The sequence below is a fragment of the Acidovorax sp. 22279 genome (assembly GCF_052045435.1).
GTDB lineage: Bacteria > Pseudomonadota > Gammaproteobacteria > Burkholderiales > Burkholderiaceae_C > Acidovorax > Acidovorax delafieldii.
In genome coordinates this window covers 109838-125845 of the sequence record NZ_JBQEOV010000009.1, presented here as the reverse complement: position 1 = coordinate 125845, position 16008 = coordinate 109838, and the positions used below count along the sequence as shown (strand labels likewise).

The 16008-nt window shown below is 66.0% G+C and carries 20 protein-coding genes and 3 tRNA genes; 10 read left to right on the top strand and 13 right to left on the bottom strand.

What is annotated here, in order from left to right; genetic code table 11:
• Positions 1 to 115 precede the first annotated feature (115 nt).
• The 5 genes from ACTJKQ_RS13515 to ACTJKQ_RS13495 all read left to right on the top strand — a co-directional run bounded on the left by ACTJKQ_RS13515 (position 116) and on the right by ACTJKQ_RS13495 (position 4517).
• Complete coding sequence (locus ACTJKQ_RS13515; RefSeq protein WP_056064456.1) at positions 116 to 715, top strand: TIGR00645 family protein; 600 nt, start codon at positions 116 to 118, stop codon at positions 713 to 715.
• Between the two features lie 213 nt (positions 716 to 928).
• Positions 929 to 1843, top strand: coding sequence for a dioxygenase family protein (locus tag ACTJKQ_RS13510; protein ID WP_440597122.1), 915 nt, complete (start codon positions 929 to 931; stop codon positions 1841 to 1843).
• Positions 1844 to 1896: 53 nt separating this feature from the next.
• A complete protein-coding gene (locus ACTJKQ_RS13505; protein ID WP_099730670.1) occupies positions 1897 to 2175 on the top strand; it encodes a hypothetical protein in 279 nt (92 codons plus the stop codon).
• A 6-nt stretch (positions 2176 to 2181) separates the two neighbouring features.
• Positions 2182 to 3810 carry an ATP-binding protein gene (locus tag ACTJKQ_RS13500; protein WP_440597121.1) on the top strand — a complete coding sequence of 543 codons (1629 nt, stop codon included), beginning with the start codon at positions 2182 to 2184 and terminating at the stop codon, positions 3808 to 3810.
• Positions 3807 to 4517, top strand: a complete 711-nt coding sequence (locus tag ACTJKQ_RS13495; protein WP_440597120.1) for a response regulator — start codon at positions 3807 to 3809, stop codon at positions 4515 to 4517. Before ACTJKQ_RS13500 ends, ACTJKQ_RS13495 begins: the two co-directional genes overlap by 4 nt.
• A 134-nt stretch (positions 4518 to 4651) precedes the next feature.
• Here ACTJKQ_RS13495 and fumC read toward each other — a convergent pair whose 3' ends face one another.
• Positions 4652 to 6061, bottom strand: coding sequence for a class II fumarate hydratase (gene fumC / locus ACTJKQ_RS13490; RefSeq protein WP_056747216.1), 1410 nt, complete (start codon positions 6059 to 6061; stop codon positions 4652 to 4654).
• 170 nt (positions 6062 to 6231) lie between these two features.
• On the opposite strand from fumC, the gene ACTJKQ_RS13485 reads away from it, so the two are divergent.
• The 3 genes from ACTJKQ_RS13485 to murI all read left to right on the top strand — a co-directional run bounded on the left by ACTJKQ_RS13485 (position 6232) and on the right by murI (position 9730).
• A complete protein-coding gene (locus ACTJKQ_RS13485; RefSeq protein WP_121942538.1) occupies positions 6232 to 7800 on the top strand; it encodes a fumarate hydratase in 1569 nt (522 codons plus the stop codon).
• A 174-nt stretch (positions 7801 to 7974) separates the two neighbouring features.
• Entirely contained in the window at positions 7975 to 8676 is a 702-nt protein-coding gene (locus ACTJKQ_RS13480; RefSeq protein WP_440597119.1) for a DUF6882 domain-containing protein, read from the top strand.
• A gap of 163 nt (positions 8677 to 8839) precedes the next feature.
• The gene (gene murI, locus ACTJKQ_RS13475; RefSeq protein WP_440597176.1) at positions 8840 to 9730 is read left to right on the top strand and encodes a glutamate racemase; all 891 of its coding nucleotides are present in this window, start codon (positions 8840 to 8842) and stop codon (positions 9728 to 9730) included.
• Positions 9731 to 9817: 87 nt separating this feature from the next.
• Here murI and ACTJKQ_RS13470 read toward each other — a convergent pair whose 3' ends face one another.
• From ACTJKQ_RS13470 to ACTJKQ_RS13450, 5 genes are all read right to left on the bottom strand, one after another.
• Positions 9818 to 10342 carry a M48 metallopeptidase family protein gene (locus ACTJKQ_RS13470; protein ID WP_056064476.1) on the bottom strand — a complete coding sequence of 175 codons (525 nt, stop codon included), beginning with the start codon at positions 10340 to 10342 and terminating at the stop codon, positions 9818 to 9820.
• A gap of 152 nt (positions 10343 to 10494) precedes the next feature.
• A complete protein-coding gene (locus ACTJKQ_RS13465) occupies positions 10495 to 11127 on the bottom strand; it encodes a DUF6806 family protein (RefSeq protein ID WP_056064478.1) in 633 nt (210 codons plus the stop codon).
• A 13-nt stretch (positions 11128 to 11140) separates the two neighbouring features.
• Positions 11141 to 11233, bottom strand: a tRNA-Leu gene (locus ACTJKQ_RS13460).
• A gap of 153 nt (positions 11234 to 11386) precedes the next feature.
• Positions 11387 to 11462, bottom strand: a tRNA-Gly gene (locus ACTJKQ_RS13455).
• 181 nt (positions 11463 to 11643) lie between these two features.
• Positions 11644 to 11745 (bottom strand) — tRNA-Cys (locus ACTJKQ_RS13450).
• Positions 11746 to 11849: 104 nt separating this feature from the next.
• On the opposite strand from ACTJKQ_RS13450, the gene ACTJKQ_RS13445 reads away from it, so the two are divergent.
• Complete coding sequence (locus ACTJKQ_RS13445; RefSeq protein WP_440597118.1) at positions 11850 to 12155, top strand: hypothetical protein; 306 nt, start codon at positions 11850 to 11852, stop codon at positions 12153 to 12155.
• A 104-nt stretch (positions 12156 to 12259) separates the two neighbouring features.
• Positions 12260 to 12517: a hypothetical protein gene (locus ACTJKQ_RS13440; RefSeq protein WP_440597117.1), complete on the top strand. Its 258-nt coding sequence runs from the start codon at positions 12260 to 12262 to the stop codon at positions 12515 to 12517.
• A gap of 210 nt (positions 12518 to 12727) precedes the next feature.
• On the opposite strand, the gene ACTJKQ_RS13435 is transcribed toward ACTJKQ_RS13440, so the two are convergent.
• The 7 genes from ACTJKQ_RS13435 to ACTJKQ_RS13405 are packed head-to-tail and all read right to left on the bottom strand — an operon-like array spanning position 12728 to position 16003.
• On the bottom strand, positions 12728 to 13270 hold the full coding sequence (locus ACTJKQ_RS13435; RefSeq protein ID WP_440597116.1) for a hypothetical protein: 543 nt from the start codon (positions 13268 to 13270) through the stop codon (positions 12728 to 12730).
• Positions 13267 to 13725, bottom strand: a complete 459-nt coding sequence (locus ACTJKQ_RS13430; protein WP_440597115.1) for a D-Ala-D-Ala carboxypeptidase family metallohydrolase — start codon at positions 13723 to 13725, stop codon at positions 13267 to 13269. Before ACTJKQ_RS13430 ends, ACTJKQ_RS13435 begins: the two co-directional genes overlap by 4 nt.
• A 3-nt stretch (positions 13726 to 13728) precedes the next feature.
• Complete coding sequence (locus ACTJKQ_RS13425; protein ID WP_440597114.1) at positions 13729 to 14028, bottom strand: hypothetical protein; 300 nt, start codon at positions 14026 to 14028, stop codon at positions 13729 to 13731.
• On the bottom strand, positions 14025 to 14447 hold the full coding sequence (locus tag ACTJKQ_RS13420; protein WP_440597113.1) for a hypothetical protein: 423 nt from the start codon (positions 14445 to 14447) through the stop codon (positions 14025 to 14027). Before ACTJKQ_RS13420 ends, ACTJKQ_RS13425 begins: the two co-directional genes overlap by 4 nt.
• Positions 14440 to 15132, bottom strand: coding sequence for a hypothetical protein (locus ACTJKQ_RS13415; RefSeq protein WP_440597112.1), 693 nt, complete (start codon positions 15130 to 15132; stop codon positions 14440 to 14442). Before ACTJKQ_RS13415 ends, ACTJKQ_RS13420 begins: the two co-directional genes overlap by 8 nt.
• Complete coding sequence (locus tag ACTJKQ_RS13410) at positions 15129 to 15596, bottom strand: hypothetical protein (RefSeq protein ID WP_440597111.1); 468 nt, start codon at positions 15594 to 15596, stop codon at positions 15129 to 15131. The genes ACTJKQ_RS13415 and ACTJKQ_RS13410 overlap by 4 nt, the downstream gene beginning before the upstream one ends.
• Positions 15596 to 16003 carry a hypothetical protein gene (locus ACTJKQ_RS13405; protein ID WP_440597110.1) on the bottom strand — a complete coding sequence of 136 codons (408 nt, stop codon included), beginning with the start codon at positions 16001 to 16003 and terminating at the stop codon, positions 15596 to 15598. The genes ACTJKQ_RS13410 and ACTJKQ_RS13405 overlap by 1 nt, the downstream gene beginning before the upstream one ends.
• Between the last annotated feature and the right edge of the window lie 5 nt (positions 16004 to 16008).

The window sequence follows — 16008 nt, the reverse complement described above, 5'->3', positions numbered from 1 at the left end:
CATTGCGGCCCGCCTGTCGCCAAGGGCCGGGCCACCGGCTGCGCAGACCCACCTGCCACCGCAGGGACATGCTGCCCCCCTAAAATCGCGCCTCCTGCAACCCTTTGCGAGTGCCATGTCCTCTCCCCAACACAAGCCTCCAGCGCCACTGCGCCCCCTGCCTTCCATGATCTTCGCCAGCCGGTGGCTGCAACTGCCCCTGTATCTGGGCCTGATCCTGGCGCAGGCGGTGTATGTGTTCCATTTCTGGGTGGAACTGGTGCACCTGATCGAAGCCGCGTTTGGCAACACGGCGGCCCTGCAGAGCCTGGTGTCCAGCATTGGCTACAAGAGTGATTTCCAGGTCACCGCGCTCAACGAGACCATCATCATGCTGGTGGTGCTGGCGCTGATCGACGTGGTGATGATCTCCAACCTGCTGATCATGGTGATCGTCGGCGGCTACGAGACCTTTGTCTCGCGCCTGCACCTGGAAGACCACCCCGACCAGCCCGAGTGGCTGAGCCACGTGAACGCCTCGGTGCTCAAGGTCAAGCTGGCCACCGCCATCATCGGCATCAGCTCCATCCACCTGCTCAAGACCTTCATCAACGCCGCCAACTACGACCTCAAGGTGCTGATGTGGCAAACCATCATCCATGTGGTGTTCCTGCTCAGCGCCCTGGCCATTGCGCTGACCGACCGGCTGATGTCGCACTCGTCGGACCGCCACTGAGCACGGCGACGGTCCCCACGCTCCCCGGCAACGCCGGGGGAGCCCCCGGGACCAGAATATCAGTCAAAAGTGCCAGTAGCGCTGGTGGCGTATGCACTGGCAGCTATCAAATTTGAAGTAAGCACCCTTCGGTATTCAGCGCCCTGGGCGCTCCCAGATTTCTCCTCAATCGGTAGGCACAGTGCGGTGCAGACCCACCCGAAGGAGAAATCCATGCCCCCTCTGTCCTCTCTCTTCCCGACCGCAGCCGCGGCGCAAGCACCCGCTGCGGCAGCCTCCCCGTCCACACACACCGCCACCAGCCGCCGCCTGGCATTGAGCGCGCTCGGCTCGCTGGGCGTCGCCTCCCTGTGGGGCTGCGGCGGCGGCAGTGACAGCACCAGCACCGACTCTGGCAGCAGCACGGACTCCGGGTCTGGCACCGGCACCGGCAGCGGTACCGGATCTGGCACTGGCACCGGAACAGGCACCGGCACAACCACCACCTGCTCCGTCGTCCCCGAGGAAACCGCAGGGCCCTACCCTGCCGACGGCTCCACGGCCAGCAACAACACGTACAACGTGCTCGCGCTCAGCGGCATCGTGCGCTCGGACATCCGCACTTCAGTGGGATCGTCCACCCAGGTCAGCGGCGTGCCGCTGTCCATCACCATCACGCTGACGAACACCAGCGCCAGCTGCGCGGCGTTGTCGGGCTACGCCATCTACCTGTGGCACTGCACGCAAGACGGCAACTACTCGGTCTACACCTCCAACAACATCGCCGACAACTACCTGCGCGGCGTGCAGGCCACGGACGCCAACGGCACCGTGACCTTCACCACCATCGTTCCGGGCTGCTATGCGGGCCGCATGCCGCACATGCACCTGGAGATCTACCCCACGCTGGCATCGGCCACCAAGGCCGCGAACAAGATCAAGACCACGCAACTGGCGTTCCCCACCGCACTGCTCAGCAGCATCTACAGCAGCAATTCGGGCTACAGCGCCAGCGTGCGCAACCTGGCCTCCATGTCGTTTGCCACGGACAACGTCTTCAGCGATGGCACCACGCTGGAGATGACCACCATGCAGGCCAACACTGGTGGCGGCTACTCGGCCAGCATCACGATTTCGATCGCGGTCTGAGCCCCTCGTTTCTTCCATTCACCCTGTTGTTTCGATCACCAGAAAGACGCCCGATGTTCAAGATCCACACCCTTTTGGCCGCACTGGCCCTGGCATCCATCGCCGCAGCATTCCCCAGCCACGCCCAGCCATCCCGCGGCACGCCGCCCGCCCCGCCACCCGAGGCCTACGCCGCCTGCAAGGGCAAGACCGAAGGTGCCTCCGTCACGCTGACCATGCCCGACGGCAAGAGCCTCGCAGGCACTTGCCGCACAATGGACGGCACCCTGGTGGCCATGCCCGCTGGCGGGCCTGGTGGCCCCGGCGCAGGTGGCCCGCCCCCCGCCCGCTGACCCACCATGCCGCCCCAGCGCTCCCTCGTCCCCGTGCCCCATCTGACGCTGCACCGCAAAGCCTTCATCGCCCTGGCCGCCCTGCTGCTGGCGCTGTTGCTGATCTTTGTGGGGTTCTCGCGCCTGGGCCTGCAGCGGGGCCTGGGGCCGTATGTGGCCGAGATCGAGCTGGCCCGCATGGACTGGCTGGCCGAGCGCCTGCAGGCCCACCACACCCAGGCAGGCGGCTGGGACAGCCTGCGGGGGCAGTCGTCCCTGTGGGGACGGCTGACCCACCCGGGCGGCGGTCCACGCGGGCCGGGTGGCGCCCGCCCCCCCAGCGGCTCGCCGCCCGGCCTCCCGTCGGAGCCCCCTGGCACGGCCAACCCCCCTCCTTCCAATGCCAGTGACAGTGACAGTGGCCGTGGCGCTGACCTTGGCAACAGCCCGCCCCCACCTCCACCCGGCGACCTGCGGCCCCTGGACCGGGGCCCAGCGCCACCCCAGCGCCACCCGGATGACATCTACCCCCGCCTGGGCCTGCTCGATGCACAAGATCAGCTGGTCGCAGGCACACCGCCCCAGCCGGGGGGCGCACGCCTGGCGTTGCGTGGCGCCGGTGGCCAGACCATCGGGCACCTGGTGCTGGCACCCCCGCAGGGCGTGCGCAGCGAGGCCGACCAGGCCTTTCTGGCCCAGCACCTGGGCTTTGTGGCGTGGACGGGCCTGGTCGGCCTGGCCCTGGCGCTGGTCCTGTCGGGCTGGCTGGCACGGCGCTGGCTGGCCCCGGTCGAGGCCCTGGCCACCGGCGCACGCGGCATTGCGCAGGGTCACCTGCACACCCGCGTGCCCGTGCACGGCAACGACGAACTGGCCCAGCTGGCCCGAACCTTCAACACCATGGCCGAACAACTGGGCAGCATCGAAGCCAGCCGCCGCCAATGGCTGGGCGACGTGGCCCACGAGCTGCGCACGCCCCTGGCCGCCATGCGCGCCGAGATCGAGGCTGTGCAGGATGGCATCCGCCCCTTTGACGACAAGACCGCGCTGCGCCTGCACCGACAGGTGATGCGCCTGATCCAGCTGGTGGGCGACCTGCGCGCCAGCCTGGATGCGGTGGGCACCAGCGCACCCTCGGCCCAGGTGCCCGTGCACCCGCTGTCGCTGCTGAACGAAGCGCTGGCCTCCATGCGCCCCCGCCTGGCGCAGGCGGGCATCGATGTGGACACCAGCGGCCTGGATGCCCTGGCCGCACCAGGCGCCGCCCAGCCGGCCCCCCTGGTGCGCGGCGACGCGCAGCAGCTGCACCAGGTGTTTTTGAACCTGCTGGAAAACAGCCTGCGCTACACCGACGCGGGCGGCCTGCTGCGCATTGCGGCGCGCCTGCTGCCACCGGCCGATGGAGCCCCCCAGCTGCAGGTGCAGCTGGACGACAGCGCGCCCGGCGTGCCCGCGCACGAGCTGCCCCGTATCTTTGAGCGCCTGTACCGCGCTGAAACCTCGCGCAACCGCGACCACGGCGGATCAGGCCTGGGCCTGGCGATCTGCCGCGCCATCGCGCTTGCCCACGGCGGCACGCTGACGGCCGAGGCATCGCCCCTGGGCGGGCTGCGCATCACACTGAACTTGCCCCTTCTGGACAACCCGGCACCATGAGCCCACGCATCCTTGTCGTCGAAGACGAACCCGACATCGCCGCCATCGTGGTGGATTACCTGCGCCACGCGGGCTATGCGGTGGAGCACCAGGCCGAGGGCCGCGCCGCGCTGGCGAGCATGCTCACCACGCCGCCCGACCTCACGCTGCTGGACATCATGCTGCCCGGCATCGACGGGCTGGAGATATTGCGCCAGGCGCGGCGCCACACGCAGCACCCCATCATCATGCTCACCGCCAGGGTGGAAGAGGTGGACCGCCTCATCGGGCTGGAGCTGGGCGCCGACGACTACGTCTGCAAGCCGTTTTCGCCGCGCGAGGTGGTGGCCCGCGTCAAGGCTGTGCTGCGCCGCACCGCTGCAGCGCAGGAGGCTTCCTCTGCCAGCACGCCACTTGCCGCCTTGATGCTGGACGAGTCGCACTGGCAGGCCACGCTGCATGGCACGCCGCTGGGCCTCACGCGGCGCGAGTTCAAATTGCTGCAGGTGCTGGCGCGCCAGCGGGGCCGCATCTTCTCGCGCGCCCAGCTGCTCGACCAGGCCTACGACGACACGCTGGACGTGAACGAGCGCGCCATCGACAGCCACATCAAGAACCTGCGCAAGAAGCTCAAAGCCGCCAGCACGGACGGCAGCGACTGGATCCGCTCGGTGTATGGCGTAGGCTTTGCGCTGGACCCGAACCACGAGGGCACGCCAGCGGCCTGACGGGCAGGCTGCCAGCGACACCCCCTGGGTCCGATAACTATCAATTTGATAGCTACTCAAGCATGCAGCACTAGCGCTACCGGTGCATTTGGCTCAAAAACGCCACGGTAATCCCACCAAACAGCCCTGCAGACTCAGCGCCCCACCATCTGCGCAGGCACCACCCACTGGTCAAACTGCTCGCCCGTCACATGCCCCGAGGCCACGGCGGCGGCGCGCAGGCTGGTGCCCTCCTTGTGCGCCTTCTTGGCAATGAAGGCGGCCTTGTCGTAGCCGATGTGGGGATTCAGTGCCGTCACCAGCATCAGCGACTGCTCCACCAGGTCGTTGATACGCGCTTGGTTGGGCTCGATGCCCACGGCGCAGTGCTCGTTGAAGCTGGCCATGCCATCGGCCAGCAAGCGCACGCTCTGCAAGAAGTTGTGGATCACCATCGGGCGGAACACGTTCAGCTCGAAGTTGCCCGAGGCCCCGCCGATGTTGATGGCCACGTCGTTGCCCAGCACCTGCGCGCACAGCATGGTCAGCGCCTCGCACTGCGTGGGGTTGACCTTGCCCGGCATGATGGACGAGCCCGGCTCGTTCTCGGGGATGGTGATCTCGCCCAGCCCGCTGCGCGGGCCGCTGGCCAGCCAGCGCACGTCGTTGGCAATCTTCATCAGGCTGGCCGCCAGGGTCTTGAGCGCGCCATGGGCATGCACCAGCGCATCACAACTGGCCAGGGCCTCGAACTTGTTGGGGGCGGTGACCAACGGCAGGCCGGTCAGGTCGGCCAGCTCCTTGGCCACGGCCTGCGCATAACCGGCGGGCGCATTGAGCCCCGTGCCCACCGCCGTGCCACCCAAGGCCAGCTCGCCCAGATGGGGCAGCGCGGCGCGCACATGCTGCTCGCCATGCTGCAGCTGCGCCACCCAGCCCGAGATCTCCTGGCCGAGCGTGAGGGGCGTGGCGTCCTGCAGGTGCGTGCGCCCAATCTTCACGATGCTGTCGAACGCCTTCGCCTTGGCCGCCAGCGTGGTGCGCAGGCCGTGCAGCGCGGGCAGCAGGCGGTGCATCAGTGCGTCCACCGCGGCCAGGTGCATCGCGGTGGGGAACACGTCGTTGCTCGACTGGCTCTTGTTCACCTCGTCGTTGGGATGCACCAGGCGCGCTTCGCCGCGCGGGCCACCCAGCAGCTCGCTCGCCCGGTTGGCCAGCACCTCGTTCATGTTCATGTTGGTCTGCGTGCCCGATCCGGTCTGCCACACCACCAGCGGAAACTCCTGCAGGTGACCACCTTCGATCACCTCGTCTGCCGCCGCCACGATGGCCGTGGTCTTGGCCGCCTCGAGCAGGCCCAACGCGTTGTTCACATAGGCGCTGGCCCGCTTGACCTGGGCCAGCGCCCGGATCAGCTCCGGCGCCATGCGCTCGCCCGAGATGGCGAAGTGGTGCAGCGAGCGCTGCGTCTGCGCCCCCCACAGGCGCTGGGCAGGCACATCGATGGGGCCGAAGGTGTCTTTTTCGGTGCGGTATGCGGTCGCGTCGGGGGTAGAGGTCTTCACGGTAGGGCCTTGCGCGCTCGGTGAGCGGATGGGAATGAATGAAACACCAGCCCGCAGCATACCCACCGAAGGCCATGGCGCGCTACCACCCCCTATCGCCCCTGACAGGCCCGCGCAAGCCCGCCGGGAGATAATTCGGAGTTCGCGTTTTCCCTAAAACCCCCACCGCCATGACCACGACGACCATTCGCCAAGAAGACCTGATCGAATCCATTGCCGGCGCACTGCAGTACATCAGCTACTACCACCCCACCGACTACATCGCCCACCTGGCCCGAGCCTACGAGCGCGAGAAGAGTCCGGCGGCCAAGGATGCGATCGCCCAGATCCTGACCAACAGCAAGATGAGCGCCACCGGCCAGCGCCCCATCTGCCAGGACACCGGTATCGTCAACGTGTTCCTGAAAGTGGGCATGGACGTGCGCTGGGAGGGCTTCAGCGGCAGCCTGGACGACGCCATCAACGAAGGCGTGCGCCGGGGCTACAACCACCCGGACAACACACTGCGCGCCTCGGTCGTGGCCGATCCGCAGTTCGCCCGCAAGAACACCAAGGACAACACCCCTGCCGTGATCTTCACCGAGATCGTGCCCGGCAACACCGTGGACATCACCGTGGCGGCCAAGGGCGGCGGCTCGGAGAACAAGTCCAAGATGTACATGCTCAACCCCGGCGACAACGTGGTGGACTGGGTGCTCAAGACCGTGCCCACCATGGGCGCTGGCTGGTGCCCGCCCGGCATGCTGGGCATCGGCATTGGCGGTACGGCCGAAAAGGCCGTGCTCATGGCCAAGGAAAGCCTGATGGACGACCTGGACATGTACGAACTGCAGGCCAAGGCCGAAGCCGCCAAGACCGGCGGCCCCGCGCTCGACAAGGTCGAAGAGCTGCGCCTGGAGCTGTTTGAAAAGGTCAACGCGCTGGGCATTGGCGCCCAAGGGCTGGGCGGCCTGACCACGGTGCTGGACGTCAAGATCAAGATGTACCCCACACACGCAGCCAGCAAGCCCATCGCAATGATCCCGAACTGCGCCGCCACACGCCACGCGCACTTCGTCATGGACGGCTCGGGCCCCGTGTACCTCACGCCCCCGAGCCTGGACCTGTGGCCCAACGTGAACTGGGCGCCCGACTACAACAAGAGCAAGAAGGTCAACCTCGACACCCTGACCAAGGAAGAAGTCGCCAGCTGGAAGCCGGGCGACACGCTGCTGCTCAACGGCAAGATGCTGACCGGCCGCGATGCTGCGCACAAGCGCATCCAGGACATGCTGGCTAAGGGCGAGAAACTGCCTGTGGACTTCACCAACCGCGTGATCTACTACGTGGGCCCTGTGGACCCCGTCAAGGGCGAGGCCGTGGGCCCTGCAGGCCCCACCACCGCCACGCGCATGGACGGCTTCACCGAGATGATGCTGGCCCAGACCGGGCTGATCGCCATGGTGGGCAAGGCCGAGCGCGGCCCGGTCGCCATCGAGGCCATCAAGAAGCATCAGAGCGCCTACCTGATGGCCGTGGGCGGTGCAGCCTACCTGGTCTCCAAGGCCATCAAGACCGCCAAGGTCGTGGGCTTTGAAGACCTGGGCATGGAAGCCATCTACGAATTCGACGTGGTGGACATGCCCGTGACCGTGGCCGTGGACGCCGGTGGCACCAGCGCCCACATCACGGGCCCGGCCGAGTGGCAAAAGCGCATCGCCTCGGGCGAGTTCAAGGGCATCGGCGTCGCCGCAGCCTGATGCGCGTGGGTGTGGCTGGGCCCGCGAGGTGGCCGCCACACCACAAGGTGCAATGACAAGGAACCGCCTTCGGGCGGTTTTTTTGTGGCCACCCCGACGCACATCCCTGCATCCGCTTCGGCAAAAATACGGGCTCGACCCGACTCCTCTTCTTCGGCGTTTGCCGCCCCCACCATGCTTTTGAACCACGGGTTCGCGCAGACCCTTCGACAGCCCCTCTACTCCCTGCTGCTGGCCACGCTGATCGGCGCCCTGCCCCTGTCCGCCAGCGCCAACCCGCCCATGGTTCCGCAGCGCGACGCACAGACCGCCTTTGGCGGTGCACTGCCCGCCCGCGAAGCCGCGCTGCTGGACGCCAGCCTCGCATCCCACATCGAACGCCAACAGCTGCTGAACAGCCAGCACCTGGCAGGCAGCCAACTGCGCACGCTGGACTTTTTCCACAAGACCTTCACCGTGCTCCGTGGCGGCAAGCGCACGGTGTTCGATGCGGAGCTGCTGGGCACGTGGTGGCCCGAAAGCCGGCGCTGGGCATGGGAGGCCGTTGAACGCGTGCCCGACCTGAAAGACCCGAAGCGCAAATCGTTCGCCACGGGCAGCGCGCTCACACGCCTGTATGGGCGCGAGCACGGCATCGACATCCTGCAGACCGATACCGCGCAATTGGCGAGCGAAGAGGCTGCCTGGTATCTGTGCGCGTTTGCCGCACAACTCAACCAGGCCACCGGCGTGCTGGTGAGCATCGGCGGCGAGCTGGTCGCCGGGGGCCAAGAGGGTCAAAAGGCCGTGGTCAAACGCTACTACCTGCTGTCGCACCCGAAGGTCGCGGAAGCAACGCCCAGTGGCAACGGCAAGGCCAAAGCATCCGCGCGCTGATCGATCCGCCCCCCGTGCTCCATGGCGCCGCCGGTCATCGCCCAGCCCCGGGCTTGATCGCACAGCCAGAGTTTTTACCCACTCCGTAACAGAACGCAGCGCATACAGCCTGGAGCTGCGGTTTTCCTACAATCCAGCCTTTTGTCCAACCATGGGCTCCCTGATGCAGTCGGCCTCTTCTCCTATCGGTGTATTTGACAGCGGCGTCGGGGGGCTGAGCGTGCTGCGTGCCCTGCTGGCCGCCATGCCCCACGAGCGCTTTGTGTACCTGGCCGACAGCGGCCACGCCCCCTACGGCGAACGTGGCGACGCCTATGTGGCCGCCCGCACCCATGCCATCACCCAGTACCTGTGCGAGCAGCACCACATCAAGGCCCTGGTGGTGGCGTGTAACACGGCCACTGCGGCTGCCATTCATGAAGTGCGAAGCAGCCACCCGGTGTTGCCCCTCGTGGGGCTGGAGCCGGCCGTCAAGCCCGCTCTTGCAGTGACGAAAACAGGGCACGTGGGTGTCATCGGCACCCGGGGCACATTGACCAGCGCCAAGTTCGGCAAGCTCATGGCCTCACTGGCTGACCAGGCCCACTTTGTAGTGCAGCCCTGCGATGGTCTGGCGCACGCCATCGAGCGCAGCGTGGCCCTGCCACCCGCCGCCCCCGGCAGTCCTGTCGGTGCCACGGAGACTGGCGCACTGTGCGAACGTTATCTTCAGGCGATGGGCAGTTTTGGCACAGGCCCCGGGCAGATGGACACCCTGGTGCTGGGCTGCACCCACTACATCTTTGTGGCCCACGAGTTGCGCGCACTGGTGGGGCCTGACGTCCAGTTCATTGAGACTGGAGAGCCCGTGGCGCGCCAGACGCGGCGGCGGCTGGAGACCGCAGGTCTGCTCGCTGTGCCCGAGCCATCCAAACCATGCAATCAACCTTCGCCCCTCCAAAGCAACCCATCGGTGCAATTGCTCACCACGGGGCCGGTGTCCATGCTGGAGGCAGCAGCCCAGCGGTGGCTGGACCTGCCCCCCAGCCAGTGCCAGAGCGTTTCAGTTCCCTGATTCAGCCTCTATCTGCTTCTGGTGCATGATCCATATGTGCCAGTCGCTATCATTTATGAAGCAACTGGGTGTGACGGCTCTGAGTCTTCAGGACGCGTCGCTGCCCCAGAGCCGGGTGCCTGCCTGCTCCACATGGGTGAGGTACAGGCGCAGATCGAACTCGTACTGGTGGTACTGCGGCTCCATATGGGTGCAGAGCTGGTAGAAGGCTTTGTCGTGGTCCTTCTCGCGCAGATGGGCCAGCTCGTGGACAACGATCATGCGCAGGAACTCTTCGGGCGCCTGCTTGAACATCGCGGCAATGCGAATCTCATGCTTGGCGGCCAGCCGGTTGCCCTGCACACGCGACACCGCCGTGTGCAAGCCCAGCGCGTGGCGCACCACGTGGATCTTGTTGTCGAACAGCACCTTGTTGACCGTACCCGCATTGCGCAGGTAGCGTGCCTTGAGCTCCTGCGCATAGTCGTAGAGCGCCCTGTCGCTGCGCACGGCGTGCGCCTGCGGATACTTGCGCTGCAGAACCGCCCCGAGCTTTCCCTGTGCCAGCAGATCGCGCGCCTGGTCTTGCAACGAAGCGGGGTAAGAACGCAGATACGGAAGATCAGTGCTCATGGGCAACAAGGCAGCGACGCGCAGGGCATGGAGTGGCGCGACCACACAGAGGCATCGAAGCGTTCGGAGAATTGACCCAATGCCTGGGAGATATCGGAGGGCGATGCGCGGAATGGCGCGCACCACCACTCAGCGCAGCACGCCCACGCAGGTCAGTGCAAGTGGCGCGGACGACGGCCACCACCACCGCCGTGACCACCACCTGGGCCGCCGGGGCCACGCGGGGGCTTGCCGATCTCCAGGGAGTTCACCAGGGCATCAAAACGCTGGCTGAACAGCTTGTCGATCTCTGCGACCACGCCCCCTAACTCGGCGCCATCAAAGTGGCGCTCCATCATGTTCACCACGTCTTGCACCAGCAGATCACGCTGCACCTGCATGATGGCAGCGGGCGTGGGGCCGACGAAAAGCATCACGAAGTCATCGCGCGACTCGGCACCCTGCTCTTCTTCGTCTTCATCAAAGTCGGTGTCGTAGAAGGTGACCTCGATGGCCGCGCCTTGCTCCGCCAGCTCATTGAGGCTCATGCACATCTCGTCGAGCGACTGGCGGAAATCCTCGTCACCCCGTACCGTCCAGCACATCTGCAGCAAGTGCTCCTGCGCGTCGTATTTGATGCCAGGTTCTTCCTCATAGGCACTGGCCGCGCCATCGGCCAGCGAACGGGCTCCAGCGTACTTCCACAGGGGTTTGAGCGCCTCCTGGAGCTGGTCAAAACTGACATCAGCACGCAAGAGAACCTGTCCGTGGACGTGGATTTCGAAGGGAGCGTTGTAACTTGACATGATTGAATCGTAGTGGTGCCCCGAGCCGGGGTCGAACCGGCACGCCCCTTTTCAGGAAAGCGGCGGATTTTAAGTCCGCAGTGTCTACCAATTTCACCATCGGGGCGCCGGCTGCTGAGCGCATACCTGCGTTGCAGCGTAACCCGGGCAGCGCGTGCGCGCAATGCCCTGTCGCATCTCTGGTCGGGACCGCTGTTTGACAACAGCACGCTCCGTACCACCAAGAAAAAAGGGAAGCCTAAGCTTCCCTTTTCAAATGTGGAGCGGGAAAAGAGTCTCGAACTCTCGACCTCAACCTTGGCAAGGTTGCGCTCTACCAACTGAGCTATTCCCGCATTTTCTGATTTCTCTAACGTTTCCGTTAGTGCTTATCAGCAAGCCTCAAATTATATAACTATTTTTGGCCGTATTCGATTGCAAGCCAAAAAATTTCCATCCAACTACCATCCATCGACACGATCCCTGCGAGCGTCTCGGCCCAGAGGCTTTGATCGCTTCACTGCTGCAGGCCATATCTGGAGGCGCGGTCCGGAGTCGAACCGGACTAACCGGATTTGCAATCCATCGACCGCCTTGTAAATCAACAAGTTAGACGATAACCACTCGATCAACCGCACCACTTTGCGTCTGGGCTGAATTCTGCCACAGATCGAACAGCGTTTTGGCGTAGCCTCGCAAGAAAAAAGCACTGTATGCTTTAACAGTGTTTTAAGGACGGGCGCATGTACTGCACGGTTTACAGACTCTATGACGGCCAAGGCAACCGCCTGCAGAACGATGTGGCCAAGGCCAACGGGCAAACCGGCTGGCTGGTGTACCGGCTGCGGCGACCCCAGACTGGCGAGCCATTCCGCCACGCCCTACTGCTGTCCAAAGAGGGGGCGTCCGACCAGTCCGCAGTGCTGCCACCTCTCGAACATGCGGAGCTGCGAGCGTTGCAGGGCGGGATGCGACTCACGGGCCAGGACTTTGACGCGCACCACAGATATCTGAAGCAGGCCTGGTGGGTAGTGCCGCTGATTGTCTAAGCCCGGGGGCCACTCCCGCAGCGGGAGCACACCATCTTTTAAAAAGGTAAGACCTGAAAGAGGTCTGACTAGATACGCTTACAGCATCACCTTTAGGAGACGTCATGACCACCTGGGAAAACAGCAACTTCAAAGCCGTCGGCAATATAGGAAAAGGCCTGATTCCATCCAGCGAGTTAGGCCGCACGCAACAATATGTCAGCGTTCCCACCGCCGAAGTTGAACACGTCAAATGCAAAAATTGTGGCGCGCAGTGGGATCACGCCGATCACCCCTCCAACGCAACACTCGCCATGCAGAAGTCGCTAAAAGTCCGATGCCCCGAGTGCAACAACGGCGACTTCGTTCCTGTCGCCACATAGCCAGGCTAACCGACTGACGGGGACCGCTACGCTAGTCAATTCGCGGCGGCGCCCCATCATCCCGCACCGGGTAGCACCCGCGCCCCGCCCGCTCCTGCATCTCCCTGGCCAGCTCGCGTTGCACTCGCCGCAGGCGCTCATTCAACTGTTTGACAGCCTTGCGGCCGGGGCCAGGGCGGGCGCCCTGGTGTGCATGCGTGTGCACCGCCATCACTTGGCCCCCTGCTGGCGGCGCTCCTCGATGTCCAGGATCTGGTTGACCTGGCTGGCCACCTCACCGTATCGCGTGGCGCAAATGGCTATCCACTCTGCTGTGTCCCGCTCACTGGCGTAGCCGGAGGTAGGGGTATGGTCAGTTTCAGGGGCGGCAATGGCTGCGGCCTTACCTGCAGGTTCGCTGGCAGGGGTTCGTAGCCCGAGCGAAGAGGCGGTGCCGAGGTTGTTGAGCATGCCGACAGTGCGAGCGTCAAGGCACTGGCGATCAGCAGACAGGGTAGCGATTTGCGCACGGGCGTCTCCCAGCTTGTTGGATAGGGTGGCCACCGTGGCCGCGTGGCGGCCGCTGGCGGTATCGTTGAACTGGCGCTGCTGCCTGGCGTCGGTCTGGCGGGCCTCATCGGCCTGGCGCTCGATCTCCATGCGCTGCGCCTCTTTGGCGCCCCAGCGCCACTCCTGCACACGCCAGGCGCCGGTGGCGGCGATGGCTGCGGCCACCAGGGCGGTGGCTGCGTAGGTGTAGAGGCCGGGGATCATGGCAACTCCTGAATGCCCAGCTGGGCGCCCTGGTCGGTGATGGTGATCACGCGGTTAGAGGCCTTGTCGGGCACGCGGGTGCTGACGTGCACCCACTGCTTGCCCTTCTTGCCCTCCAGGGCCAGCTGGCCGATGCCCAGCACCGACACCAGCGGCGCCAGGCAGCGCGCAATCTGCGTGGGGGTGCCGTAGCTCGGCGCCTGGATGTCAGCAGCGTGGCCTTGGGTGTGGTCGCTGCTGGTGACACCGCCCACGGCCTCGTTGACCTGGCGGTTACGGTAGCCGCTGGTCACGATGACGGGCACGCCCAGCGTGCTGCGGATGCGCTCCAGCATCTCGGCCGTGAGCACCAGGCGCGGCATGATCTCGGGCGGTGGCGTGTTGTCCAGCCCGAGCTGGCGGGCCTTGCTGCTGGCCGTCAGCTCGGCCAGGGTGAAGTGTTGCGTGAGCTGCATGTGCTAGCCCTCCTTGACGCGTGTACGAACGATGAGCACCGCGAAGCCCAGCAGCACGCAGGCATCCTGCAGCGTGGGTGTCTCCAGCGGTAGTAGTGGCGTGATGAAGGCCCCGGCCCCGCCCACGGCCAGCAAGGCCCAGGCGATGGCTTTGAGCCATTCGGTAGCGCGCTCGCGCGGCGCAAGGCCACGCCTGCAGGGCGCCGTGCGCTCCAGCTTGTTCAGGGCCTCGGCCAGGACGATGACGCCCGACAGCCAGTGCACCAGGCCCAGCACGGTGATGGCAGACAGAGTGAAGGTCATGGCGTGGCCCCTCCCCCTGGTGGCTGCGGCACGGGCTGCGCCTGGCCGCTCAAGCGCTTGATGAAGAACACCAGCACCTGCTGCGCCCCACCACCCACGGCAAAGGCGCCACCCAGCAGCAGCGAGTCGGGCAGCTGCGCAGCCAGCAGCGCCAGCGGCGCCAGGTAGCCCGCTGTCAGGCTGCTTGCGAAGGCCACGAACATGCGGCGCACGGTGGTGCGCAGCAGCTCGCGCCAGGTGTCGCTGCTGCCCGGCACTGCGTTCAGCAGGATGATGGCCACCAGCGCCCCAGCAAAGCCCGCAATCAGCACATCGACCCGCAGGCCCAGCGACACACCAAACGCCGTGATCATGGTGCTGGTGGCCGTAGCCGTGGCCACGGTGAGCACCCCTGCGGCCGTGGTGGTGGGCTCAGGCATCCGGCGCCCCCCAAGCGGGCAGCACGGACCAGGTGACGGGCGCGCGCAGGTCATGGCCCGCGATGGGCCACCAGGCCTGCAGCCCCGATGGCTCGTGCCACACGTTGCTGATCTCATAGCCCACGCGGATCTGCAGGTGCAGCCGGCCCACCAGCTGCTCGGTGGCCTGCAGCTGCCAGGCGCCGCCGCAGTGGTGCACCGTCACGCCGCCGCCCCGCCACACCTGCACGCCGGTGGCCACGTCCACCGGCACGCCCAGGCGCCATGCGCGGTATTCGCCCGCGTTGCGGCGGTACCAGGCCTTGCGGCTCTCGGGGCTGCGCGGGTGTGTGCCTTGCAGCCAGTAGTTGGCAGCCACGGCCTGCGCGTCTGCAGGGTCCAGCCACTGGCCCGGCGCGGGGCGCCCGCCCTCGGGTGTCTCCACCCACGGCACGTTGTCGCCGTGCGCAGTGATGTTGACCATGGGCGCTATGTCCCAGTCGGCCAGGTCGGGTCGCACATCCACCAGGCGCTCGGCCGTCCAGGGCAGCAGCCGGGCGATCTTGCCCGCCTTGAACAGGCGCACGCGCCACTTTGCCCAGGTGAGGCCCTGCGCGCGCTCGCGGGCGCCCTCCAGGGCGGCGATGGCGGCCGGGTGGTAGTGATCTGGCACACCGGCCGCCCGCAGGTGCTTGATGTAGTTCATGGGGTTCCTTCAGGCGTAAAAAAACCCGCCGAAGCGGGTTGCTGTGGGTACATGCTGAGCAGCAGCGCCGCCAGCCCGTTGGGGCCCAATCGCCAGGGCTCCAGGATGCCCAGCGCTGCGGCCAAGGCCTCGCTACAAAACCAGCCCTCGGGCGCCTCGCGCACCAGCCAGAAGACGAAGCGCAGGTTGCCGGGCAAGTCGTAGGGCTCGCCCTCGTGCGCCTCAAACCAGGCGCGTGCAGCTGCCTCCGGGTGGTCGGGCAGTTCGATGAAGTCCCAGTGATCCGGGTCGTAGTCGATGCGCTTGAAGCGCACACCGCCATCCACCCAACTGGCGCTGGCGCTCATGCCATCGGAGAACACCAGCTCGCAATGGCTGTAGGGGCCACGGTCCACCCACCGCACGGCGTGGCTGTAGAGGCCTTGCACGCCGGGGCGGGTGGCCTTGTAGAAGGCGGCGCGCATCACTGCCCCCGGTAGCGTTCCACGTCCGTGATCGGCGCGGTCAGGATCTGCTCTGCCCGCCCCACAGCCAGCAAGCCCGCTGCCTCCAGCGCCTGCACACCGGCCTGCAGATCCGCGCGCGCCAGGTCGATGTGCGTGGCTGAATTGACCTTGTGCAGATATCGGCGCACTTGCGCCGCAGCGACTGTGGCACCAATCGAGGCCAGGTCGATACCAACAGCTTCGGGGTCAGTGAAGCGGTCCAAGAAGCCCAGGCGGGTGATGCGCAGGTCAGGCGGCGGCGCTGGCTCTTCCAGCTGCTCCGCTAGGCGCCAAGCGCCCGGATAGAGCTGCTCTGCAGCCTCTTCGTCCGCAATGATGGTGCCGACCACGACACCGTTTTCGAGAATTTCGATTCGCTGGGTCATGGTCA

What these genes read in the sequence shown, in the direction of transcription:
- ACTJKQ_RS13505 (WP_099730670.1), top strand. Translation starts at nt 1,897, where the DNA reads ATGTTCAAGATCCACACCCTTTTGGCCGCACTGGCCCTGGCATCCATC.
- ACTJKQ_RS13405 (WP_440597110.1), bottom strand. Translation starts at nt 16,003, where the DNA reads ATGACCCAGCGAATCGAAATTCTCGAAAACGGTGTCGTGGTCGGCACC.
- ACTJKQ_RS13495 (WP_440597120.1), top strand. Translation starts at nt 3,807, where the DNA reads ATGAGCCCACGCATCCTTGTCGTCGAAGACGAACCCGACATCGCCGCC.
- ACTJKQ_RS13435 (WP_440597116.1), bottom strand. Translation starts at nt 13,270, where the DNA reads ATGATCCCCGGCCTCTACACCTACGCAGCCACCGCCCTGGTGGCCGCA.
- murI (WP_440597176.1), top strand. Translation starts at nt 8,840, where the DNA reads ATGCAGTCGGCCTCTTCTCCTATCGGTGTATTTGACAGCGGCGTCGGG.
- ACTJKQ_RS13510 (WP_440597122.1), top strand. Translation starts at nt 929, where the DNA reads ATGCCCCCTCTGTCCTCTCTCTTCCCGACCGCAGCCGCGGCGCAAGCA.
- ACTJKQ_RS13485 (WP_121942538.1), top strand. Translation starts at nt 6,232, where the DNA reads ATGACCACGACGACCATTCGCCAAGAAGACCTGATCGAATCCATTGCC.
- ACTJKQ_RS13410 (WP_440597111.1), bottom strand. Translation starts at nt 15,596, where the DNA reads ATGCGCGCCGCCTTCTACAAGGCCACCCGCCCCGGCGTGCAAGGCCTC.
- ACTJKQ_RS13445 (WP_440597118.1), top strand. Translation starts at nt 11,850, where the DNA reads ATGTACTGCACGGTTTACAGACTCTATGACGGCCAAGGCAACCGCCTG.
- ACTJKQ_RS13500 (WP_440597121.1), top strand. Translation starts at nt 2,182, where the DNA reads ATGCCGCCCCAGCGCTCCCTCGTCCCCGTGCCCCATCTGACGCTGCAC.
- ACTJKQ_RS13415 (WP_440597112.1), bottom strand. Translation starts at nt 15,132, where the DNA reads ATGAACTACATCAAGCACCTGCGGGCGGCCGGTGTGCCAGATCACTAC.
- ACTJKQ_RS13480 (WP_440597119.1), top strand. Translation starts at nt 7,975, where the DNA reads ATGCTTTTGAACCACGGGTTCGCGCAGACCCTTCGACAGCCCCTCTAC.
- ACTJKQ_RS13470 (WP_056064476.1), bottom strand. Translation starts at nt 10,342, where the DNA reads ATGAGCACTGATCTTCCGTATCTGCGTTCTTACCCCGCTTCGTTGCAA.
- ACTJKQ_RS13515 (WP_056064456.1), top strand. Translation starts at nt 116, where the DNA reads ATGTCCTCTCCCCAACACAAGCCTCCAGCGCCACTGCGCCCCCTGCCT.
- ACTJKQ_RS13420 (WP_440597113.1), bottom strand. Translation starts at nt 14,447, where the DNA reads ATGCCTGAGCCCACCACCACGGCCGCAGGGGTGCTCACCGTGGCCACG.
- ACTJKQ_RS13440 (WP_440597117.1), top strand. Translation starts at nt 12,260, where the DNA reads ATGACCACCTGGGAAAACAGCAACTTCAAAGCCGTCGGCAATATAGGA.
- ACTJKQ_RS13465 (WP_056064478.1), bottom strand. Translation starts at nt 11,127, where the DNA reads ATGTCAAGTTACAACGCTCCCTTCGAAATCCACGTCCACGGACAGGTT.
- ACTJKQ_RS13430 (WP_440597115.1), bottom strand. Translation starts at nt 13,725, where the DNA reads ATGCAGCTCACGCAACACTTCACCCTGGCCGAGCTGACGGCCAGCAGC.
- ACTJKQ_RS13425 (WP_440597114.1), bottom strand. Translation starts at nt 14,028, where the DNA reads ATGACCTTCACTCTGTCTGCCATCACCGTGCTGGGCCTGGTGCACTGG.